This window comes from Pseudomonas mandelii (assembly GCF_002251635.1).
Taxonomy (GTDB): Bacteria; Pseudomonadota; Gammaproteobacteria; order Pseudomonadales; family Pseudomonadaceae; genus Aquipseudomonas; species Aquipseudomonas mandelii_B.
The window spans coordinates 1-17,782 of the sequence record NZ_NMOJ01000067.1 but is presented as its reverse complement, the minus strand read 5'-3'; the positions used below and the strand labels follow the sequence as shown (position 1 = coordinate 17,782).

General features: G+C 60.2%; 18 protein-coding genes. 11 read left to right on the top strand and 7 right to left on the bottom strand.

Annotated elements, in window-relative coordinates:
• Positions 1-212: 212 nt before the first annotated feature.
• The 6 genes from B7L09_RS09640 to B7L09_RS09615 all read left to right on the top strand — a co-directional run bounded on the left by B7L09_RS09640 (position 213) and on the right by B7L09_RS09615 (position 6,760).
• Positions 213-1,595 carry a glutamine synthetase family protein gene (locus B7L09_RS09640; protein ID WP_094468637.1) on the top strand — a complete coding sequence of 461 codons (1,383 nt, stop codon included), beginning with the start codon at positions 213-215 and terminating at the stop codon, positions 1,593-1,595.
• A 179-nt stretch (positions 1,596-1,774) separates the two neighbouring features.
• Entirely contained in the window at positions 1,775-3,424 is a 1,650-nt protein-coding gene (locus tag B7L09_RS09635) for a phosphoethanolamine transferase (RefSeq protein WP_094468636.1), read from the top strand.
• A gap of 73 nt (positions 3,425-3,497) precedes the next feature.
• Positions 3,498-4,160 (top strand): class I SAM-dependent methyltransferase, encoded by a 663-nt coding sequence (locus B7L09_RS09630; protein WP_094468635.1) that lies wholly within the window; start codon positions 3,498-3,500, stop codon positions 4,158-4,160.
• 123 nt (positions 4,161-4,283) lie between these two features.
• Positions 4,284-5,417, top strand: a complete 1,134-nt coding sequence (rnd, locus tag B7L09_RS09625; protein WP_094468634.1) for a ribonuclease D — start codon at positions 4,284-4,286, stop codon at positions 5,415-5,417.
• Entirely contained in the window at positions 5,414-5,707 is a 294-nt protein-coding gene (locus B7L09_RS09620; RefSeq protein WP_094468633.1) for a YcgL domain-containing protein, read from the top strand. Before rnd ends, B7L09_RS09620 begins: the two co-directional genes overlap by 4 nt.
• Before the next feature lie 120 nt (positions 5,708-5,827).
• Positions 5,828-6,760, top strand: a complete 933-nt coding sequence (locus B7L09_RS09615) for a D-2-hydroxyacid dehydrogenase (RefSeq protein WP_094468632.1) — start codon at positions 5,828-5,830, stop codon at positions 6,758-6,760.
• A gap of 1,353 nt (positions 6,761-8,113) precedes the next feature.
• Here the strand turns inward: B7L09_RS09615 and B7L09_RS09610 are convergent.
• Positions 8,114-8,707 (bottom strand): nitroreductase family protein, encoded by a 594-nt coding sequence (locus B7L09_RS09610; protein WP_094468631.1) that lies wholly within the window; start codon positions 8,705-8,707, stop codon positions 8,114-8,116.
• A gap of 240 nt (positions 8,708-8,947) precedes the next feature.
• On the opposite strand from B7L09_RS09610, the gene B7L09_RS09605 reads away from it, so the two are divergent.
• Both B7L09_RS09605 and B7L09_RS09600 read left to right on the top strand, forming a co-directional pair.
• Complete coding sequence (locus tag B7L09_RS09605; protein WP_064451354.1) at positions 8,948-9,397, top strand: YcgN family cysteine cluster protein; 450 nt, start codon at positions 8,948-8,950, stop codon at positions 9,395-9,397.
• A gap of 106 nt (positions 9,398-9,503) precedes the next feature.
• Entirely contained in the window at positions 9,504-10,733 is a 1,230-nt protein-coding gene (locus tag B7L09_RS09600) for a hypothetical protein (RefSeq protein ID WP_094468630.1), read from the top strand.
• Positions 10,734-10,844: 111 nt separating this feature from the next.
• On the opposite strand, the gene B7L09_RS09595 is transcribed toward B7L09_RS09600, so the two are convergent.
• From B7L09_RS09595 to B7L09_RS09580, 4 genes are all read right to left on the bottom strand, one after another.
• A complete protein-coding gene (locus B7L09_RS09595; protein ID WP_094468629.1) occupies positions 10,845-11,222 on the bottom strand; it encodes a YgaP family membrane protein in 378 nt (125 codons plus the stop codon).
• Between the two features lie 91 nt (positions 11,223-11,313).
• The gene (locus tag B7L09_RS09590) at positions 11,314-11,784 is read right to left on the bottom strand and encodes an RNA methyltransferase (RefSeq protein ID WP_008153126.1); all 471 of its coding nucleotides are present in this window, start codon (positions 11,782-11,784) and stop codon (positions 11,314-11,316) included.
• A 208-nt stretch (positions 11,785-11,992) separates the two neighbouring features.
• The gene (locus B7L09_RS09585; protein WP_094468628.1) at positions 11,993-12,364 is read right to left on the bottom strand and encodes a YajD family HNH nuclease; all 372 of its coding nucleotides are present in this window, start codon (positions 12,362-12,364) and stop codon (positions 11,993-11,995) included.
• A 48-nt stretch (positions 12,365-12,412) separates the two neighbouring features.
• Positions 12,413-13,099: a spermidine synthase gene (locus B7L09_RS09580; RefSeq protein ID WP_094468675.1), complete on the bottom strand. Its 687-nt coding sequence runs from the start codon at positions 13,097-13,099 to the stop codon at positions 12,413-12,415.
• Between the two features lie 80 nt (positions 13,100-13,179).
• On the opposite strand from B7L09_RS09580, the gene B7L09_RS09575 reads away from it, so the two are divergent.
• A complete protein-coding gene (locus tag B7L09_RS09575; protein WP_094468627.1) occupies positions 13,180-13,470 on the top strand; it encodes a hypothetical protein in 291 nt (96 codons plus the stop codon).
• Here the strand turns inward: B7L09_RS09575 and B7L09_RS09570 are convergent.
• On the bottom strand, positions 13,467-13,940 hold the full coding sequence (locus B7L09_RS09570) for a cyclic nucleotide-binding domain-containing protein (RefSeq protein WP_094468626.1): 474 nt from the start codon (positions 13,938-13,940) through the stop codon (positions 13,467-13,469). The genes B7L09_RS09575 and B7L09_RS09570 overlap by 4 nt on opposite strands.
• Before the next feature lie 210 nt (positions 13,941-14,150).
• Entirely contained in the window at positions 14,151-16,205 is a 2,055-nt protein-coding gene (locus tag B7L09_RS09565; RefSeq protein ID WP_094468674.1) for a S9 family peptidase, read from the bottom strand.
• Between the two features lie 259 nt (positions 16,206-16,464).
• Between B7L09_RS09565 and B7L09_RS09560 the strand changes: the two genes are divergently transcribed.
• Together B7L09_RS09560 and B7L09_RS09555 are read left to right on the top strand one after the other, a co-directional pair.
• A complete protein-coding gene (locus tag B7L09_RS09560) occupies positions 16,465-16,962 on the top strand; it encodes an MFS transporter (RefSeq protein ID WP_094468625.1) in 498 nt (165 codons plus the stop codon).
• A 32-nt stretch (positions 16,963-16,994) separates the two neighbouring features.
• Entirely contained in the window at positions 16,995-17,771 is a 777-nt protein-coding gene (locus tag B7L09_RS09555; protein ID WP_094468624.1) for a class II glutamine amidotransferase, read from the top strand.
• The last annotated feature ends 11 nt before the right edge of the window (positions 17,772-17,782 follow it).

Genomic DNA, 17,782 nt, shown 5'->3' with positions numbered 1-17,782 from the left:
CTGCTCATCTGTTTTCTGTGGTTTTTTCTATGGACGGTTGCCCCGTCGCACTTCCCTCCGAATTAGCCTTCTGGGCGCTCTGGCACTGCCGGCACGCGCGCCCGCCGGATTTCTGCCTTTCCCGTTGATTCTTCTGACAGGTCCCGCGCTGTGCGACGGGATCAAACCGGCAGCGCCTGCGCGTTGCCTGACGCGGAAACAAGAGAATTCCCATGAGTTGTGCCACGACCTCCTTCGCCACGAAGCAAGAAGCTTTGACCTTTCTCGAACAGAACCCGGATATCGAGATGTTCGAGCTGTTTATCCTCGACAACAACGGCGTACCGCGCGGCAAGTTGCTGCACCGCGATGAGCTGCTGGCGGTGTACGAAAGTGGTCGGCCGTTACCCAGCACTATCCTCGGCCTGACGATTAATGGCGATGACGTGGAAAACTCCGGGCTGGTGTGGGAAGTCGGCGATATCGANTGCCGGGCGTACCCGATCAGCGGCAGCTTGACCCGCATGCCGTGGCGGTTGATTCCGACGGCGGCGGTGCAGGTCAGCATGCACCCGAAGGAAGGCATGCCGGCGACGATTGCCGATCCACGGCATNTGTTGGCCAGGGTGATCGACGGCCTGAAAGCCGACGGTTATTACCCGGTGATGGCGGCGGAGCTGGAGTTTTACCTGCTCGACCAGAAGCCCGACAGCAACGGCCGCCCGCAACCGGCGCGGGATGTAGACGGCAATCGCCCGCGCTCGACCCAGGTGTATGGCTTGCGCGAGCTGGAGCAGATCGAGCCGTTCCTTGCCGACCTTTATAGCGCCTGCAAACTGCAAGGTATCCCGGCGCGTACGGCGATTTCCGAATACGCCCCGGGCCAGGTGGAAATAACCCTGGAGCATCGTGCCGACGCGCTGCAGGCGATGGACGAAGCGGTGCGCTACAAACGGCTGGTCAAAGGTGTCGCGCATAAGCACGGGATGACGGCCTGTTTCATGGCCAAACCGTTCGATGACCTGGCCGGCACCGGCATGCACATGCACGTCAGCCTGGCCGATGCCCACGGCCATAACCTGTTCGCCAGTGAGGCCGCCGATGGCACACCGTTGCTGCGTCAGGCGGTGGGCGGCATGCTCAGTACCTTGCTCGATTCGCTACTGATGTTCTGCCCGAACGCCAACTCTTACCGTCGATTCCAGACCAACAGCTACGCGCCACTGGCCGCCACGTGGGGCGTGGACAACCGCACGGTCAGCCTGCGCGTACCCGGTGGCCCGGCGAATTCGCGGCATATCGAACACCGTATCTGCGGCGCCGACGCCAACCCTTACCTGGCGGCTGCCGCGATCCTCGCCGGNATCCATCGCGGCATTCGCGAACAGCTTGACCCGGGCGCACCCGTGGAAGGCAATGGTTACGCCCAGGCCACGGAACTGTTGCCAACCGATTGGCTGACCACCTTGCGGGCGCTGGAAGGTTCGACCTGGGCGCGTGAAGCGTTCGGCGCAGAATTCCTTGGCGTATACCTGGCGGTGAAGCGCGCCGAGTATCGGCAGTTCATGGGCGAAGTCGGGGAGCAGGACTGGCGTTGGTATTTACATCAGGCCTGAACAGAAGCTGAACCATTCTCAAATAAGTTAAAAGTGTCGATCTCATAACAGGAGCCCACTAATCGTTGGCTTCTTTTTCACAAAAAATTGATGGTTGACTGGCTAAAGTTAGTGCTGTCACGGTAAATGAAATTTTCACATTTGCCGAGGGCCCTTCTTTTCAGGAACAGCCAACCATCATGTTGAAGTTCAAACCCGTGCGCCCCGAATGGGTGACACTGATTGCCAGCGCCTTTCTTTTAACAGGCTTTAATTTAGTGCTCTGGCAGCACCTGTTTGATATCACCGCGTCCGACGGCAAGGGCATCGTCATGCGCGTCGCGTTCGGCGTGATGATTCTCGCGGCGTTCAATATTGTGCTGACCTTCCTGGCATTCCGACGCGTGATGAAGCCGGTCTTGATTCTGATCTTCATGATCAGCGCCGGGGTCGCTTACTTCATGAGCCAATACGGTGTGCTGATCGACACCGGCATGTTGCGCAACTTTGCGCAAACCAACGCGACGGAAGTGCGTGACTTACTCTCGTTGAAGTTGCTGGTCTATATTCTTCTGCTTGGTGTTTTGCCTTCATGGTTAGTGTGGAAAGTTCCGGTTAATTACCGCCGCTGGCACCGTGAGTTGTTAAGTAAGGCACTGGTGAGTGTCGCTTCAGTCGCGGTCATCGGCGGCGTCGCGCTGGTGAATTATCAGGGCTTGTCTTCGTTGTTTCGCAATCACCATGAATTGCGTCTGATGGTGGTACCGAGTAACTACATCGGTGCTTCGTTCGGTTTTATGCGCGAGCAAGTCGTCTCCGCCCGGCAACCCTTCGTCAAGGTCGGTGAAGATGCCCAGCGAAATCCCGCCTGGCAAACCCACGGCCGTAAATCCCTGACGGTGCTGGTCGTTGGCGAAAGTGCCCGGGCCGAGAACTTCGGCATTCTGGGTTACAACCGCGACACCACCCCAAAACTGGATAAGGAAGCCGGCCTGATCGCGTTCACCGACGTGCATTCCTGCGGCACGGAAACGGCCGTCTCAGTGCCGTGCATGTTCTCGAACATGGGCCGCAAGAATTACAACGCCAGCACGGCGAAGAATGAAGAGGGCCTGCTGGACGTGCTCAAGCGCGCCGGTCTCGACGTCATCTGGCGTGACAATCAATCGGGCTGTAAAGGCACGTGCGACCGGGTCACCCTCGATGACGTGAGCAACCTAAAGGACCCGGTGCTGTGCGCCAACAGTGAATGCCGCGACGAAATTCTCCTGCAAGGTCTGCAGCACTTCATCGATACGCTGGATAAGGACACCGTGCTGGTCCTGCACCAGATGGGCAGCCATGGCCCGGAATACTTCAAGCGCTACCCGAAAGAGTACGAACGCTTTACTCCAGTCTGTGAAAGTAATGCGCTGAACAATTGCAGTCGCGAAAGTATCGTCAACGGTTATGACAATACGCTGGTGTACACCGACCACGTGCTGTCGACCCTGATCGATCTGTTGCGCAGTAATCAGGACAAAGTGGATACCGCCATGTTGTATCTGTCAGATCACGGCGAATCCCTGGGCGAATACAACCTGTTCCTCCATGGCACGCCTTACATGCTGGCACCGGAACAACAGAAACACGTGGCCATGTTGGCGTGGTTCTCCGACAGCTACCAAAAGTCGTTCTCGGTGGACACCCATTGCCTGCAACTGAGCCGCGACAAACCCCTGAGCCAGGACAACCTGTTCCATTCGATGCTGGGTCTGCTGGAGGTCAACAGCAAAGTCTACAACCAAGGGCTGGATATGTTCGCGGGTTGCCGTGGTGCCGTGATCGACGGAGTGTTGGCCAAAGAGTAACTGTGTCGACCTTTTTTTCACGGACCGGTCGTTAACCTGCGGCCGGCATATTTTCCTACAAGAGTCATTACCCATGTCCGCGCAACCTCCATCCGCCATCGAGCTTGAGTTCGCCCGGCGCTACGATCAGGAACACGCCCGCGTCTGTCTTCAGCCGCGACCGCGAGGCCTGGCGGGGCGCTTGACGTTCTGGCGCGACGAGCAACTGGTGCGCAACGCGTTGAAGGTCGCCGGTGAGCCGGGCTTGATTCTTGATGTGGCCTGCGGTGCCGGGCGTTTCTGGCCGGTGTTGGCCGAGCATACGAACCGCGTGATCCTCGCGTCCGACCCTTCGCAGGACATGCTCAACCACGCCCAGACTCACCATTCGCCAAGCATGCTCAAGCGGATCAAGACGTTCCAGAGTTCGGCCTTCACCCTTGGCTTGTCGGCGAACGCGGTCGACAGCATTTTTTGCATGCAACTGTTTCAGCATATCGACAGCCCGGAGCATCGGTTGGCCCTGCTGGCAGAGTTCCACCGTGTGAGTCGCGATACAGTGATTGTGGCAGTACGGATCGATGCACATTTCAAGCTCCGCCGCTCGGGCGCAACGGGCGCTCACCCCCGGCCGCTGGCCGGCAAGGCGGAGTTCGAAGCCGAATTCAGGCTCGCGGGTTTCAGCTTGCTCAGTCACCAGGACTTCCTGCCCGGTTGTGCACGAATGCGGGTCTACGTGCTGCGCAAGGCCAGTTAACCTCCGCTTGTCAGACATTTCTTGCCGTCAGGCAGGTCTTTTCGCTAAAGCTCTTGTTCAGTGGATGCGCGGAAATCGCCGGGGGCGATATATACTGCGCGCCATTCTTCAAGGGAGAGCCGTGTGGCCATCGATATTCACTGGATCTGCGACAACGATAGCCTCGGCCAGCATTGCGCCGAATGGCAGCAGTTGCCATTCGTCGCCCTCGACACCGAATTCATGCGGGTCGACACCTTTTATCCCATTGCCGGGCTGATCCAGATCGGCGATGGCATCCGTGCTTACCTGATCGACCCCCTGACCATCGACAACTGGCAACCCTTGGCCGCCTTGCTGGAGAACCCGGCGGTGATCAAAGTGGTACACGCGTGCAGCGAAGACCTGGAAGTGTTGTTGCGCCTGACCGGCAGCCTGCCGGTGCCGTTGTTCGACACGCAGTTGGCCGCCGCTTACCTGAACCTCGGTTTCTCGATGGGTTATTCACGGTTGGTGCAGGAAGTGCTCGGCATCGACCTGCCCAAGGGCGAAACCCGTTCCGACTGGCTTCAACGTCCGCTTTCCGATACCCAGATCAGCTACGCCGCCGAAGATGCCTTGCACCTGGCGGAAGTTTTCGTGCAGCTGCGTCCGAAGCTGTCCGACGACAAGTACGCCTGGGTCCTGGAAGACGGCGCCGAGCTGGTGGCCAACCTGCGCCGCGAGATCGATCCCTACGAGGTCTATCGCGAAGCCAAGCTGGCCTGGAAGCTCTCCCGCGCCCAGCTCGCCGTGTTGCGTGAACTCTGCGCCTGGCGTGAGCGCGAAGCCCGCGCCCGCGACCTGCCGCGCAATCGCATTGTCCGTGAGCACTCGCTGTGGCCATTGGCNNNAACCCAGCCGGATAACCTCGCCGCACTGGGCAAAATCGAAGACATGCACCCGCGCACCGTGCGTCAGGATGGCCAGTTCCTGCTGGACCTGATCAAGCGTGCNGGCAGTGTGTCGCCAGATCAATGGCCGCCCGCCGTGCCAGAGCCGCTGCCGGTGGACGCCGCCACGCTGATCAAGCAACTGCGCGCCCTGGGCCAGGCCGAAGCCGAACGCCTGGACATGGCGCCGGAACTGATGCTGCGCAAGAAAACCCTCGAAGCCCTGGTCAAAAGTGGCTACCCCGATGGGCCTTATAAATTGCCAGACTCGCTGCGTGGCTGGCGCCGCGAGTTGATGGGCCAGGCGCTGCTCGACAGCCTGGCCACTGCCGGAGAACAGCCTTGAAACGTATTTGCTCCATCTATCGCAGCTTGAANAAANACGAGATGTACCTCTATGTGCTAAAAAGCGATGCACTGGAGCGCGTCCCGGAAAGTTTGATGGCCGCCTTCGGCAAACCTCATCACGCTTTCGATCTGGTGCTGACCCCCGAGCGCAAACTGTCCCGCGAGGACATCACCGTGGTCCTGGAAAACCTCGACAAGCAGGGCTACCACCTGCAAATGCCACCGGCCGAGGACGAGTACATCGAACACTTGCCGGAAGAATTGCTGCGACGCAACGACCCGATGTGATCGGCAGACAGGCTCTGTTCAGAGTCTGTGTGAAACACTGGAATGATTTTGGCGATGGCCAGGGCGACGGAGCGAAACTCCGTCGGCGGCCGTTTGCACTGTTTTCGAAAGGTTTGAACCATGCGCGTTCTGATTGCTGAACACGACCACCCCGTGTACGCCCAACTGTTACGTCAGGCTGCGCCTGATCTGGAAGTGCTGACCAGCGGCGACTCCGCCGAACTGGCCAGCCAGGCCGCCGATTGCCCGGTATGGCTCGGCCAGCCGGATTTGCTTGCTACCCTGTTGCGCCAGGGTCATCAGCCGCAGTGGCTGCAATCGACCTGGGCCGGTGTCACGCCGCTGCTGGCCGAAGGTTTGCCGCGCGACTACCGTCTGACGCGAGCGGTGGGGATTTTTGGTCAGGTCATGGCCGAATACGTCCTGACCTACATGCTCGGCCACGAGCGGGAAGTGCTCGCGCGGTTGGTCAGCCAGGTCGAGCGCAAGTGGGACAACCGCCTGGGCCAGAGCCTGGCGGGACGCAAGGCGCTGATCGTCGGCACCGGCGANATCGGTCAGACCGTGGCAAAGTTCCTAGTACCGTTTGGCGTCGAGTTGTACGGCATCGCCAGCGAAGCCCGCGAGCAGGCGCCATTTGTTGAAGTCGGCGCGCTGGCGGACTTGCCACGGCTGGTCGGTGAAGTGGATTTCGTCATCAATCTGCTGCCCAACACCCCCAATACCCACGACTTGTACGACGCGGCGCTGTTCAAGCAATTCAAACCGACCGGGGTGTTTATCAATGTCGGGCGTGGCGTGGCCGTGGTCGATGCCGATCTGGTCGAAGCCTTGAAAGAAGGGCACTTGGCTGGCGCGGTGATCGACGTCTGCCGCCAGGAACCCCTGCCGCAACGCCATCCGTTCTGGACCGCCTGGGGCCTGCTGTTGACTGGCCACAGCTCGGCGCCGACCTCGCCGCTGATGATGGTCAACCTGTTTGTCGAAAACTTGCGGGCGTATCAGGCGGGCGAGGCGTTGCGCGGGGAAGTCGACTTCAACCGCGGCTACTGAACCCACCGCTCACTCGAATAGTGTGCAAAACCTGTGGGAGCGAGCCTGCTCGCGAAAGCGGTCTGTCAGTCAACATTGATGTTGAATGTGACAGCCCTTTCGCGAGCAAGTCGAATCGTCGCACCGCCGCTCCCACATTGTTTTTGCGGGGTGGCTTAGAGGGTGAAGGGGGCGAGCCTGCGCGCGATGGCGGTGTATCAGTCAACGTTGATGTTGAATGTGACGGCCTCATCACGGGCAGGCTTGCTCCCACATGGGTTCTGCTGTGAATCCACTATTTTGTGAACACCAGGAATCAACTGTGGGGGCGAGCCTGCGCGCGATGGCGGTGTATCAGTCAACGTTGATGTTGAATGTGACGGCCTCATCACGGGCAGGCTTGCTCCCACATGGGTTCTGCTGTGAATCCACTATTTTGTGAACACCAGGAATCAACTGTGGGGGCGAGCCTGCGCGCGATGGCGGTGTATCAGTCAACGTTGATGTTGAATGTGACGGCCTCATCACGGGCAGGCTTGCTCCCACATGGGTTCTGCTGTGAATCCACTATTTTGTGAACACCAGGAATCAACTGTGGGGGCGAGCCTGCGCGCGATGGCGGTGTATCAGTCAACGTTGATGTTGAATGTGACGGCCTCATCACGGGCAGGCTTGCTCCCACATGGGTTCTGCTGTGAATCCACTATTTTGTGAACACCAGGAATCAACTGTGGGGGCGAGCCTGCGCGCGATGGCGGTGTATCAGTCAACGTTGATGTTGAATGTGACGGCCTCATCACGGGCAGGCTTGCTCCCACATGGGTTCTGCTGTGAATCCACTATTTTGTGAACACCAGGAATCAACTGTGGGGGCGAGCCTGCGCGCGATGGCGGTGTATCAGTCAACGTTGATGTTGAATGTGACGGCCTCATCACGGGCAGGCTTGCTCCCACATGGGTTCTGCTGTGAATCCACTATTTTGTGAACACCAGGAATCAACTGTGGGGGCGAGCCTGCGCGCGATGGCGGTGTATCAGTCAACGTTGATGTTGAATGTGACGGCCTCATCACGGGCAGGCTTGCTCCCACATGGGTTCTGCTGTGAATCCACTATTTTGTGAACGCCAGAAATCTAATGTGGGAGCGAGCTTGCTCGCGATGGCGGGGTGTCAGACAGCATCAATGTTGAATGTGCCGACCTCATCGCGAGCAGGCTCGCTCCCACAGGTGGATTGCATTGCAAATTGCAGANANNCTGAAGACCACTGTGGGAGCGAGCTTGCTCGCGATAGCGTGATGTTGAATGTGACAGCCCTTTCGCGAGCAAGTCGAATCGTCGCACCGCCACTCCCACATTGTTTTTGCGGGGTGGCTTAGAGGGTGAAACTGCCTTCGGCCGCCAGTTCGCTCAACGGGCGGCGCGGGCTTGGTTCTTCGCGCGCTTGCAGGTATTCAGCCANNCTCGATTTGTCGCCCAGCTTGCCGACGGCCACCGCCGCGTGCAGCGCATACCCTTCTGGAATCTTCAGCTCTTTGCGGGTCAACGCCTGATCGAAGCCGGCCATCCCATGGGTATGCCAGCCGCTGAGGCTGGCTTGCAGCGCCAGGTGGCCCCAGGCCGAGCCGGTGTCGAAGGTGTGCCACAGCGCCGGGGTTTCTTCGGTGGCGCCGGGGGCGGTGAAGTCGGTTTTGGAGGCNACGATTACCAATGCCGAGGCGTGTTGCGCCCAGCCGCGGTTGAATTCATTCAGCAGGCCCAGAAAACGCTCCCAGTTCGGCGTATCGCGACGCGCGTAGAGAAAACGCCATGGCTGCGAGTTGTAGGCCGACGGCGCCCAACGTGCGGCTTCGAAGAAACTCAGCAGGGTCTCCTGCGGGATGCTCTCGCCGGTAAAGGCGCGGGGCGACCAGCGCTCGGTGAACTGAGGGTGGATCGCATACTCGGCAACGCGTGGATTTGCACTCATCAGAGATTCCTTGCTTCGTTTGAAAGTGAGGGGCGGCGAAAACCTGCGGGCGCAGTTGGGCTGNNTGCAACGCGGTTGAGCGTTAATGGCATTTGGGCATGGCTCCTTGCGACTGGCAAAGCTACGTGGCGGCGCAAAAACTGACAAGCCCCGTTCTACCGGCAGTCGCCAATGCTTGGCCCGCAAGGGCCTTGGCACTAGACTGGCGGCCTTTTCACCGACCGATACTGATGTAGAGCCATGGCCGCCAAAGTCGAACCTTTCTGGATACGCAAAACCCTTGAACACCTCGACCAGGAGGAGTGGGAGTCGTTGTGCGACGGCTGTGGCCTGTGCTGCCTGCAAAAGCTTGAGGATGAGGACGACAACAGCGTCTATTACACGCGCATCGCCTGCAAGCTGCTGGACCTGAACACCTGCCAGTGCACCGACTACCCCAACCGCCGCGCCTCGGTGCCTGATTGCATCCAGCTCACGCCGGGCCAGGCCGATCAGTTCAAATGGCTGCCGCCGACCTGCGGCTACCGCTTGGTCAGCGAACGCAAAGACCTGCCGCTGTGGCACCACCTGGTTTGCGGCGACCGTGATGCCGTGCACCACGAACGCATTTCCCAGTCCGGCCGAATGCTCGCCGAAGGCAGCGTGCCCGAAGACGACTGGGAGGATCACCTGATCTTTCGCGCAGGCTGAAAAAGGAGTGTGTATGAGNGNNNACCAAACAGGCGATAACTACTAGAATTCGGGGCCGCTACGCAGCCCGACGCGAGCAAGTTCGCTCGCCACAACAGGAGTGTGTATGGCTGTCGGATTGCGGCTGGTGTTGGTCGTCGGGCTATGGGCCCTGAGTTCGTCCGTGTGGGCGGCGAAGAAGGTCGATCTGGATTACCACGTGCGCCTGTTGCCGCAAAGCGATCAGGCCGAAGTGCGCNTGAGCCTGTCCCAGGGCTCGGCGGTGCGCAGTCTTGACTTCGACCTGGGCGACGGCAGTCACTACAGCGATTTCAAGGCTGACGGCCAATGGCAACTCACGCCGGGCAAGCAGACACGCGGCGTTTGGCGTCCGGCCACTGACAAGGCCAGCCTGACCTACCGCGTGCGCATCAGCCATGGGCGCAAGAGCGGCAGCTTCGATACGCGCATGACACCCACCTGGGCGCTGATGCGCGGTGACGACCTGGTGCCGCCGGCCAGACTCGATCAGCAGGATGGCATCGAGCTGGTGTCACGCCTTGAATTCGAATTGCCCACAGGCTGGAAAAGTGTGGAGACTGCCTGGCCGCGCATCGGCAAGAACAAATTTCGCATCGATAACGTCTCTCGGTTGTTCGACCGGCCTACGGGCTGGATGCTCGCCGGCACGCTGGGCAGCCGCCGCGTGCGCCTGGGGGAGACCGAAGTCACCGTCGCCTCGCCCAAGGGCCAGGCCATGCGGCGCATGGATGTGTTGACGTTGCTGACCTTTGTCTGGCCGCAGGTTCAAGCCGTGTTCCCCCGTCATCCCGTCAAATTGCTGATCGTCGGCGCCAACGACCCGATGTGGCGCGGCAGCCTGGCTGCGCGTGAATCGATCTATCTCAACACGCGTCTGCCGCTGGTCAGTGAAAGCGGCACCAGCGCGGTGGTGCGTGAATTGGCGCAGGTGTTCGGGCGGATCAACGACAAACAGCGCAGTGACTGGATCAGTGAAGGGTTTGCCGAGTATTACGCCATCGAACTGGTGCGCCGCGCGGGTGGCATGAGTGATGAGCGGTATGAGAGTTTGCACGGTAAGTTGGTCAAGGACAGCCAGAAAGTCACGACTTTGCGTGGCGAGCAGATCAACCCGGCACAGGTGTCGAAAGCGGTGTTGTTATTGCAGGAGCTGGATCGCGAGATTCGTTTGAAAACGCGCAACAAGCGCTCGCTCGATGATGTGTTGCGCGGGGCGATGCATCTGGGGAGTGTGGATACCAAAGAGTTTGTTCAGCTCGCGCAAAGCGTGATTGGCGAGTATTCCAAGGTCCTTGATACCGAGTTGCTTCAGTAATACCGCCTTCGCGAGCAAGCCCGCTCCCACACTTGATCTGGTCGTACACAAGATCAATGTGGGAGCGGGCTTGCCCGCGAAGAGGCCGTCAGCCTCAGCGAAAATCCCGGATCAAACCCCGGTCTTGGGCGACTTCAACGAATCATTGCCTGTCACCGTCGCGGTATGGGTCGCCGCCTCGGCATTCGCCTTCAACTTGCTCAATTCTTCCCCGGCCCGCTCGATCTTCGCCCGAACGTTGTTCATGTCCTGACGGCTTTTCTCCAGCAGGCTTTTCGCCGAGCTGTGCCCGGTAATCCCGCGAGCCAGCGCTACGCCGCCGATGGCCACCTGGATCAACCCGAAAATACCGCCGCGACGCAGGCCCTTGCTCATCATCACCACGCCACCGGCGAGGGAGCCGACACGCTCCCAGCCGTGTACGTTCTGTTCGGAATGAGTCTGGAACGGGGTGGATTCGATGCGTTCTACGCGTTTGAGTTCGCTCATGATCTGTCTCCAGGCAGGAAGGCTGCTTCAACAATAGATAGTTAAGCTGACTGCCGGGGCGGTCGGCTTGTTCCATCAAATGTGCGGCGATTCAGCGGAATTTTGCCCCGGAACGGGTATTGAGCCCCTTGGACATGCGGTCGTAGAGCACGACGTTGACGGTGGCGGCCAGGTTCATGCAACCGGTGGTCGGGATATAGACCACGTCTTCACACCAGTCGCGAATCTCTTTATCCAGCGAACCGTCTTCCGGGCCGAAGATGTACAGCGCGCGGTCCGGGTGGGTGTATTCGGGGAGTGAGCGGGCGCCTTCGACCAGTTCCACGGCGACGGGCACGCAGCCCAATGGCAGGATTTTCTTCAAATCGTCGATGCCGATCAGCGGGATGTCGTAGTGGACGCGCTTGGTGTCGGTGACGAAGTCGGCGGCGCGTTCATAACGCTTGCCGGTGTAGAACACGGACGCCACGCCATAGCAGCCGGCGGCGCGCATGACCGAGCCGACGTTTTCCGGTGATTTGGGGTTATACAAACCAATGCAGCTGTACCGTTTGTCTGCCACGAGCGGGGTGCCTTCGGGAAAAAACGGCGATTATACGGGGATTGGGGGAGGGGTGTCCGGTTTGGAGATTGGTGGTGTCTGGGTGATTGCTATCGCGGGCAAGCCCGCTCCCACAGTGATTGGCGGTGAGCACAAATGTTGTGTACGCCGCACAACCCTGTGGGGGCGGGCTTGCCCGCGAAGAGGCCAGTCCAGCCACTGAAAATCTTCAGTCGTCTTTTTTCATCAGGCCGGCCAACGCCGCAAACGGGTTATGCGTCGCCTTGGCGATTTTCGGCGTGCTCAGCGAGCCTTCGTGAAAATACTGCTGGTCGGTATACCGCGAGTGTTCGTTGTCGTGGCAATACAGGCACAACAATTCCCAGTTCGAACCATCCTGCGGGTTGTCNTCATGATTGTGGTTGCGGTGGTGCACGGTCAGCTCGCTCAAGCGCTTGCCGGCGAATTCACGGGCGCAGCGGCCGCACACGTGCGGGTACATTTTCAAGGCTTTGTCGCGGTAGCCCATTTCCTTGTCGCGCTGGTTGTCGGCGAGGATGCGATCCAGCTTCGAGGTATTGGTCGGCGTTGACGAACTCATGGGTTCACCTTTGTAAAAGACTAATGACGGTTATGACGTGAGTTTAGCTCAGCCCTTGAGCTTCTCGGCAATCCAGATGGTGTGGCGGGTGCCCTTGTTGCCGTGGGCGAAGACCTGGACTTCCTCGGCCTTGAAGCCGGCTTTCTTCAGTTTGTCGCTGAACAGCTTGTCGGCGCTGGCGGACCATACGGCGAGCACGCCTTTGGGGCGCAGGGCCTTTGCGCACGCAGCCAGGCCACCGGCGGAGTAGAGCCAGCTGTTGGCTTTTTGCGTGAGGCCTTCGGGGCCGTTGTCGACGTCGAGCATGATTGCGTCAAAACCCTGAGGCTCGGCCTGCAGCACGTTGGCCACGTCTTCCATGCGAATCACCGTGCGCGGGTCGAGCAGCGGGCGGCCGGATTTTTCGCCCAGCGGCCCACGGTTCCANTCCACCACGCCGGGCACCAGCTCGGCGACCACCACTTCAGCGGTCTTGCCCAGATGCTTGAGGGCCGAGGCGAGGGTGAAGCCCATGCCGAGGCCGCCGATCAGCACCCGCGAGTTCGGCCGGCCGGCCACCTTACGGCAGGGGATTTCCGCCAGCGCGTCTTCGGAACCGTGCATGCGCGTGTTCATCAACTGGCCGCCATCGCCGCCCTGGATCTTGATGACAAAATCCTCGCCGTATTCGAACAGGCACAAGGCACCGCCGTTGTCGGGGATCGGAGTGGTGTCCAGCAGAACGAAACGTTTCATGGAAATCTCAAATTGGGGGAAGGCAAACAGAGGCAGTTGGGAGTAGCCTGCCCATGACAACAAGGCCAACGGAGCCATTGATGAAGCGCACCATTCTAACGGTCATTGCCTTGGCCGCGCTCTCGATAACTGCAGTGCAGGCCCAGCAGTTGCAACCCGTTCCTATCAGCCCGGCGCCGCTGCCCGGTTCGCCCGGCACCGCGACCCCGACGCCTTATCCGCAAATTACCCCCTCCACTGCGCCCAGGACCGGGCCTGGCAGTGGCGGCCCACCGCTGGTGCCGATCGAGATGCCCAGTCCGCCGACCAAGGATCAACCGGTACCGGGTATTGAGCCGAACAGCACGAAGATCAAGTCGCCGGGCGGTTAAACCTGCTGCGAGAGCAGTTGCCCGTCGGCCATGCGCAGGCGTTTGGAGAGGGAGACGGCGAGGGCGCGGATGATCTTGGCAGCGATTTTCGGCGCATCGTTGATCATTTTTTCCAGNGAGTCCTTGCCCAGGTTCAGCAACTGGCAGTGGCTGGCGGCCACGCAACTGGCCGAACGGCGTTCGCCATCGAGCACGGCCATTTCGCCGAAGGAGCGACCGCTGCGCAGGGTGGCCATGGTCACCAACTGTCCGTCGCCGTTGGTCTTCTGCACCGACACTTGGCCGGTGTGGATGATGCACATGAAGCTGCCGGCATCACCCTCATGGAAAATCTCTTCGCCTTCGGCGATGGTGCTGATGCTGAAATAGCCGGAGGCAGCGGCGAAATCTGCCGGCAGCAGTTGATCGAACAGGCCGCAGTCCATCAGCCAATCGCGGATTTCGTTGTTCAGTAAGGTCGGTTCTGACATGTCGGCACGGTCTTTTTTTTGTGTCTGGTCTGTTCCAGGATCTGGCTTCACTACATATCCCTGTGGGAGCGAGGCCCGGTGTACAGGTCTTAAGACCGGATCACAGGGCCTGACTGTCTGGTCTGTTCCAGGATCTGGCTTCACTACATATCCCTGTGGGAGCGAGGCCCGGTGTACAGGTCTTAAGACCGGATCACAGGGCCAAGTTCCTCAGGCAATCCCCAAAACCTTGAAAACAAATGCGTATTCGAGTGCTACGTCACGCAATCCCTGATAACGACCGCTCATCCCGCCATGCCCGGCGCCCAGTTCAGTCTTGAGCAGCAGGGGATGGATGTCGGTTTTGGTCGCNCGCAACCTGGCCACCCACTTGGCCGCTTCCCAGTACTGCACGCGGCTGTCGTTGTACCCGGCGATCACGAGCAGGGCCGGATAGGCCTGNGCGGTGACGTTTTCGTACGGGGCGTAGGCCTTGATCCGATCATAGACTTCCGGCTCTTGCGGATTGCCCCACTCGTCGTATTCGGTGACGGTCAGCGGCAGTTCCGGGTCGAGCATGGTGTTGAGCACATCGACGAACGGCACTTCCGCAATGGCCGCGCCGAACAGCTCCGGTCGCTGATTGAGCACCGCGCCGATCAGCAAACCGCCGGCACTGCCGCCGCTGATAGCCAGTTGCTTGGAGGTGGTCAGCCCCTCGTCGATCAAGTGCTCGGCGCAGGCGATAAAGTCGCTGAAGGTGTTTTGTTTGTGTTCCTGCTTGCCGTTGCGATACCAGGCCTCGCCCAGTTCACCGCCGCCCCGCACGTGGGCGATAGCAAACGCCACGCCGCGATCCAGCAAACTCAGGCGGGCNTGCGAGAACCACGGGTCGAGGCTTTGCCCGTAGGCGCCGTAGCCGTACAGGTACAGCGGCGTCGGCTGGCCCAGTTGGTCGCGCTTGACCACCAGGCTGATCGGCACCTGGGTGCCATCGGCCGACGTGGCCCACAGACGCTGGCTGACGTAGGCGCCGGCGTCGAACGGGCCGAGCACCGGGGTTTCCTTGAGCACTTTCTGCTCGCCGCTGCCCAGCTCCAGCTGGCGGATTTGCGCCGGACGGTTCAAGGCTTCGTAACGCAGGCGGATCCGCTCGCTGACAAACTCCAGGCTGTTCTGCACATGCAGGCTGTAAGCCGCATCCGGCAGTTGCACGCGGTAGCTCGGCAGGTCCTGCGGATGGACTTCAATGACCGGCAAGCCGCCGACCCGCAGGCTCAGGGTCATCGCGCCGACGTTCAGGCTCATGCCCTCGATCATCGTGCTGTCGCTGTGGGGGATCAGGTTCTGCCAGTCGGCCTCGGTGGGCGCGACACCGGTATCGACGGCGGTGTACAGGGCAAAGTTGATGCCGTCGCGGTTGGTGCGGATAAACCAGGCCCACTCGCCGTTCAGCGTGCCGTGGTCGACGTCATATTCATGGTCTTCAACCCGTGGCGCCAGGCAGGTAAAGGCCTGGTGCGGCTGGTCGGCGTCGAGGGCCCAGATTTCGCTGGTGGTCTTGCTGCCCAGGGCCAGCAGCAATTGCTGTTCGGAGCTGGAGCGATAGCAATGCAGGAAGAATCGGCCGTCCGGCTCGTTGAACACTTCTTCGGCCGCCGTGCCGTCCAGGCGGTAGCGATACAGTTTGTGCGGGCGGTGGGTGTCGTCCAGCTCGCCGAAGAACAGGGTCAGGCTGTCATTAGCCCACGTCATGCTGCCGTCGCAGTCTTCAAACTCCAGTTCGCTGACTTTGCCGGTGGCCAGTTCCTTCACGTACAGGGTGTAAATCTCTTCACCGCTGGTGTCGAGGCTGTAGGCCAGGCGCTGGTGGTCGGGGCTGATGCTGAATGCACCCAGGGAAAAGAAGCCGCCGTTGGCCAGTTCGTTTGGGTCCAGCAGCAGCTGTTCCTGGCTTTCGTCGAGTTGCAGGCTGTCATCCGTCGGGCGCGGGCAGCGGTAGTGGCGGGCATATTCGTCACCCGCAGTGGTGCGCGTGTAATACAGGTACGGCCCCCACGGCGAGGGCAGNGACAGGTCGGTTTCGAGAATCCGGCCCTTGATCTCCTCGAACAGGGTTTCGCGCAGCCCGGCCTGATCGGCGGTTTGCGCCTCTTGATAGCTGTTTTCAGCCTTGAGGTAGTCGAGCACCGCGTCGGTGTCGCGCTCCTGCAGCCAGGCATACGGGTCAGGGCCGTCGGCCTTGTGGGCAATCGGGGCGCTGGTGACGTTGGCGGATAAGGGCATGAAGGACTCTCGGACAATGTACGAAAAATAGGGTTTTGCAGGCGCAATGCAACTCTTGATGCCTGTGCAGACCGGCTGCTCCCACAGGTTCTGTGTCTTGACCGACTGGCATTGGAGCAAGTTTTGCAGGCGCAATGCAACTCTTGATGCCTGTGCAGACCGGCTGCTCCCACAGGTTCTGTGTCTTGACCGACTGGCATTGGAGCAAGCCTGACGGGCGAAAAGTCGTTACTATAAGCGCCTCTTTGCCTGCCTTGCCATGGACACCATGACCGAGAACGACTATCTGACCGCTTGGGGCCTTTACGCCTTTGCCGCTTTAGGCTGCCTGTTGGTGTGGATGCGCATCACCCGCTGGATGTGGCGTTGGCTGCGTGAGCCATTGCGGCTGCTGGTTGCCGTGCTGCTGTTCAGTCCGACCATCATCGACCCTGTAAAGGAAAAAGTGGCCCCGGCCATCGCCATCACTGCGCTCGATCTGCTGTTCAAGGTGGGCAACAACGCCTGGCGGGCGGTATCCGACCTGTTCATGTACGGCATGATCGCCTTCGGCATTTACCTGGTGTTCGTGGCGATCCGGTTCCCTATTGAACGGGCTTCCAACGCTCGCAAGGAACAGGCCGCCGCTGCCAAGGCCGCGGCCCGGGCCGACGATCCTGACGACGATCATCCGTTCGGCGGTGCCGGCGACGATCGTTACGGTCGTCCGCCAGTGCCGAGCAACCCTCAGCGATTGCGGGTCGAACCGCGTTTGTAACCTTGCCCCTGCCTTCCATCGAGAGTCCNAGCATGTGTGAATTATTGGGCATGAGTGCCAACGTCCCCACCGATATCGTGTTCAGCTTTACCGGGCTGATGCAGCGGGGCGGGCGTACCGGCCCCCACCGCGACGGTTGGGGCATCGCCTTTTACGAAGGCCGTGGCCTGCGTCTGTTCCAGGACCCGGCCGCCAGCAGCGAGTCGGAAGTGGCGCTGCTGGTGCAGCGTTACCCGATCAAAAGTGAAGTGGTGATCGGGCACATCCGCCAGGCCAATGTCGGCAAGGTCTGCTTGTCCAACACGCACCCTTTCGTGCGTGAACTGTGGGGCCGCAACTGGTGTTTCGCCCACAATGGCCAGTTGGCGGATTTTCAGCCGATCAAAAGCTTTTACCGCCCGGTAGGCGACACCGACAGCGAAGCGGCCTTCTGTGACCTGCTCAACCGTGTGCGCGAAGCCTTCCCGGAACCGGTGGACATCGAACAAGTGCTGCCGGATTTGATCGCCGCCTGCGCCGAATACCGCAGCAAAGGCGTGTTCAACTGCCTGCTCAGCGACGGTGACTGGCTGTTTTGCTACTGCTCCACCAAATTGGCGCAGATTACCCGGCGCGCGCCATTCGGCCCGGCGCGGTTGAAGGATGTCGATGTGATCGTCGATTTCCAGGCCGAAACCACGCCCAACGATGTGGTCACGGTGATCGCTACCGAGCCGTTGACCGACAATGAAAACTGGACCCGCTACGAACCGGGCCAATGGAGCCTGTGGCGACGCGGTGAATGCGTCAGCCAGGGCATCACCGAGTAAGGATATCNNCC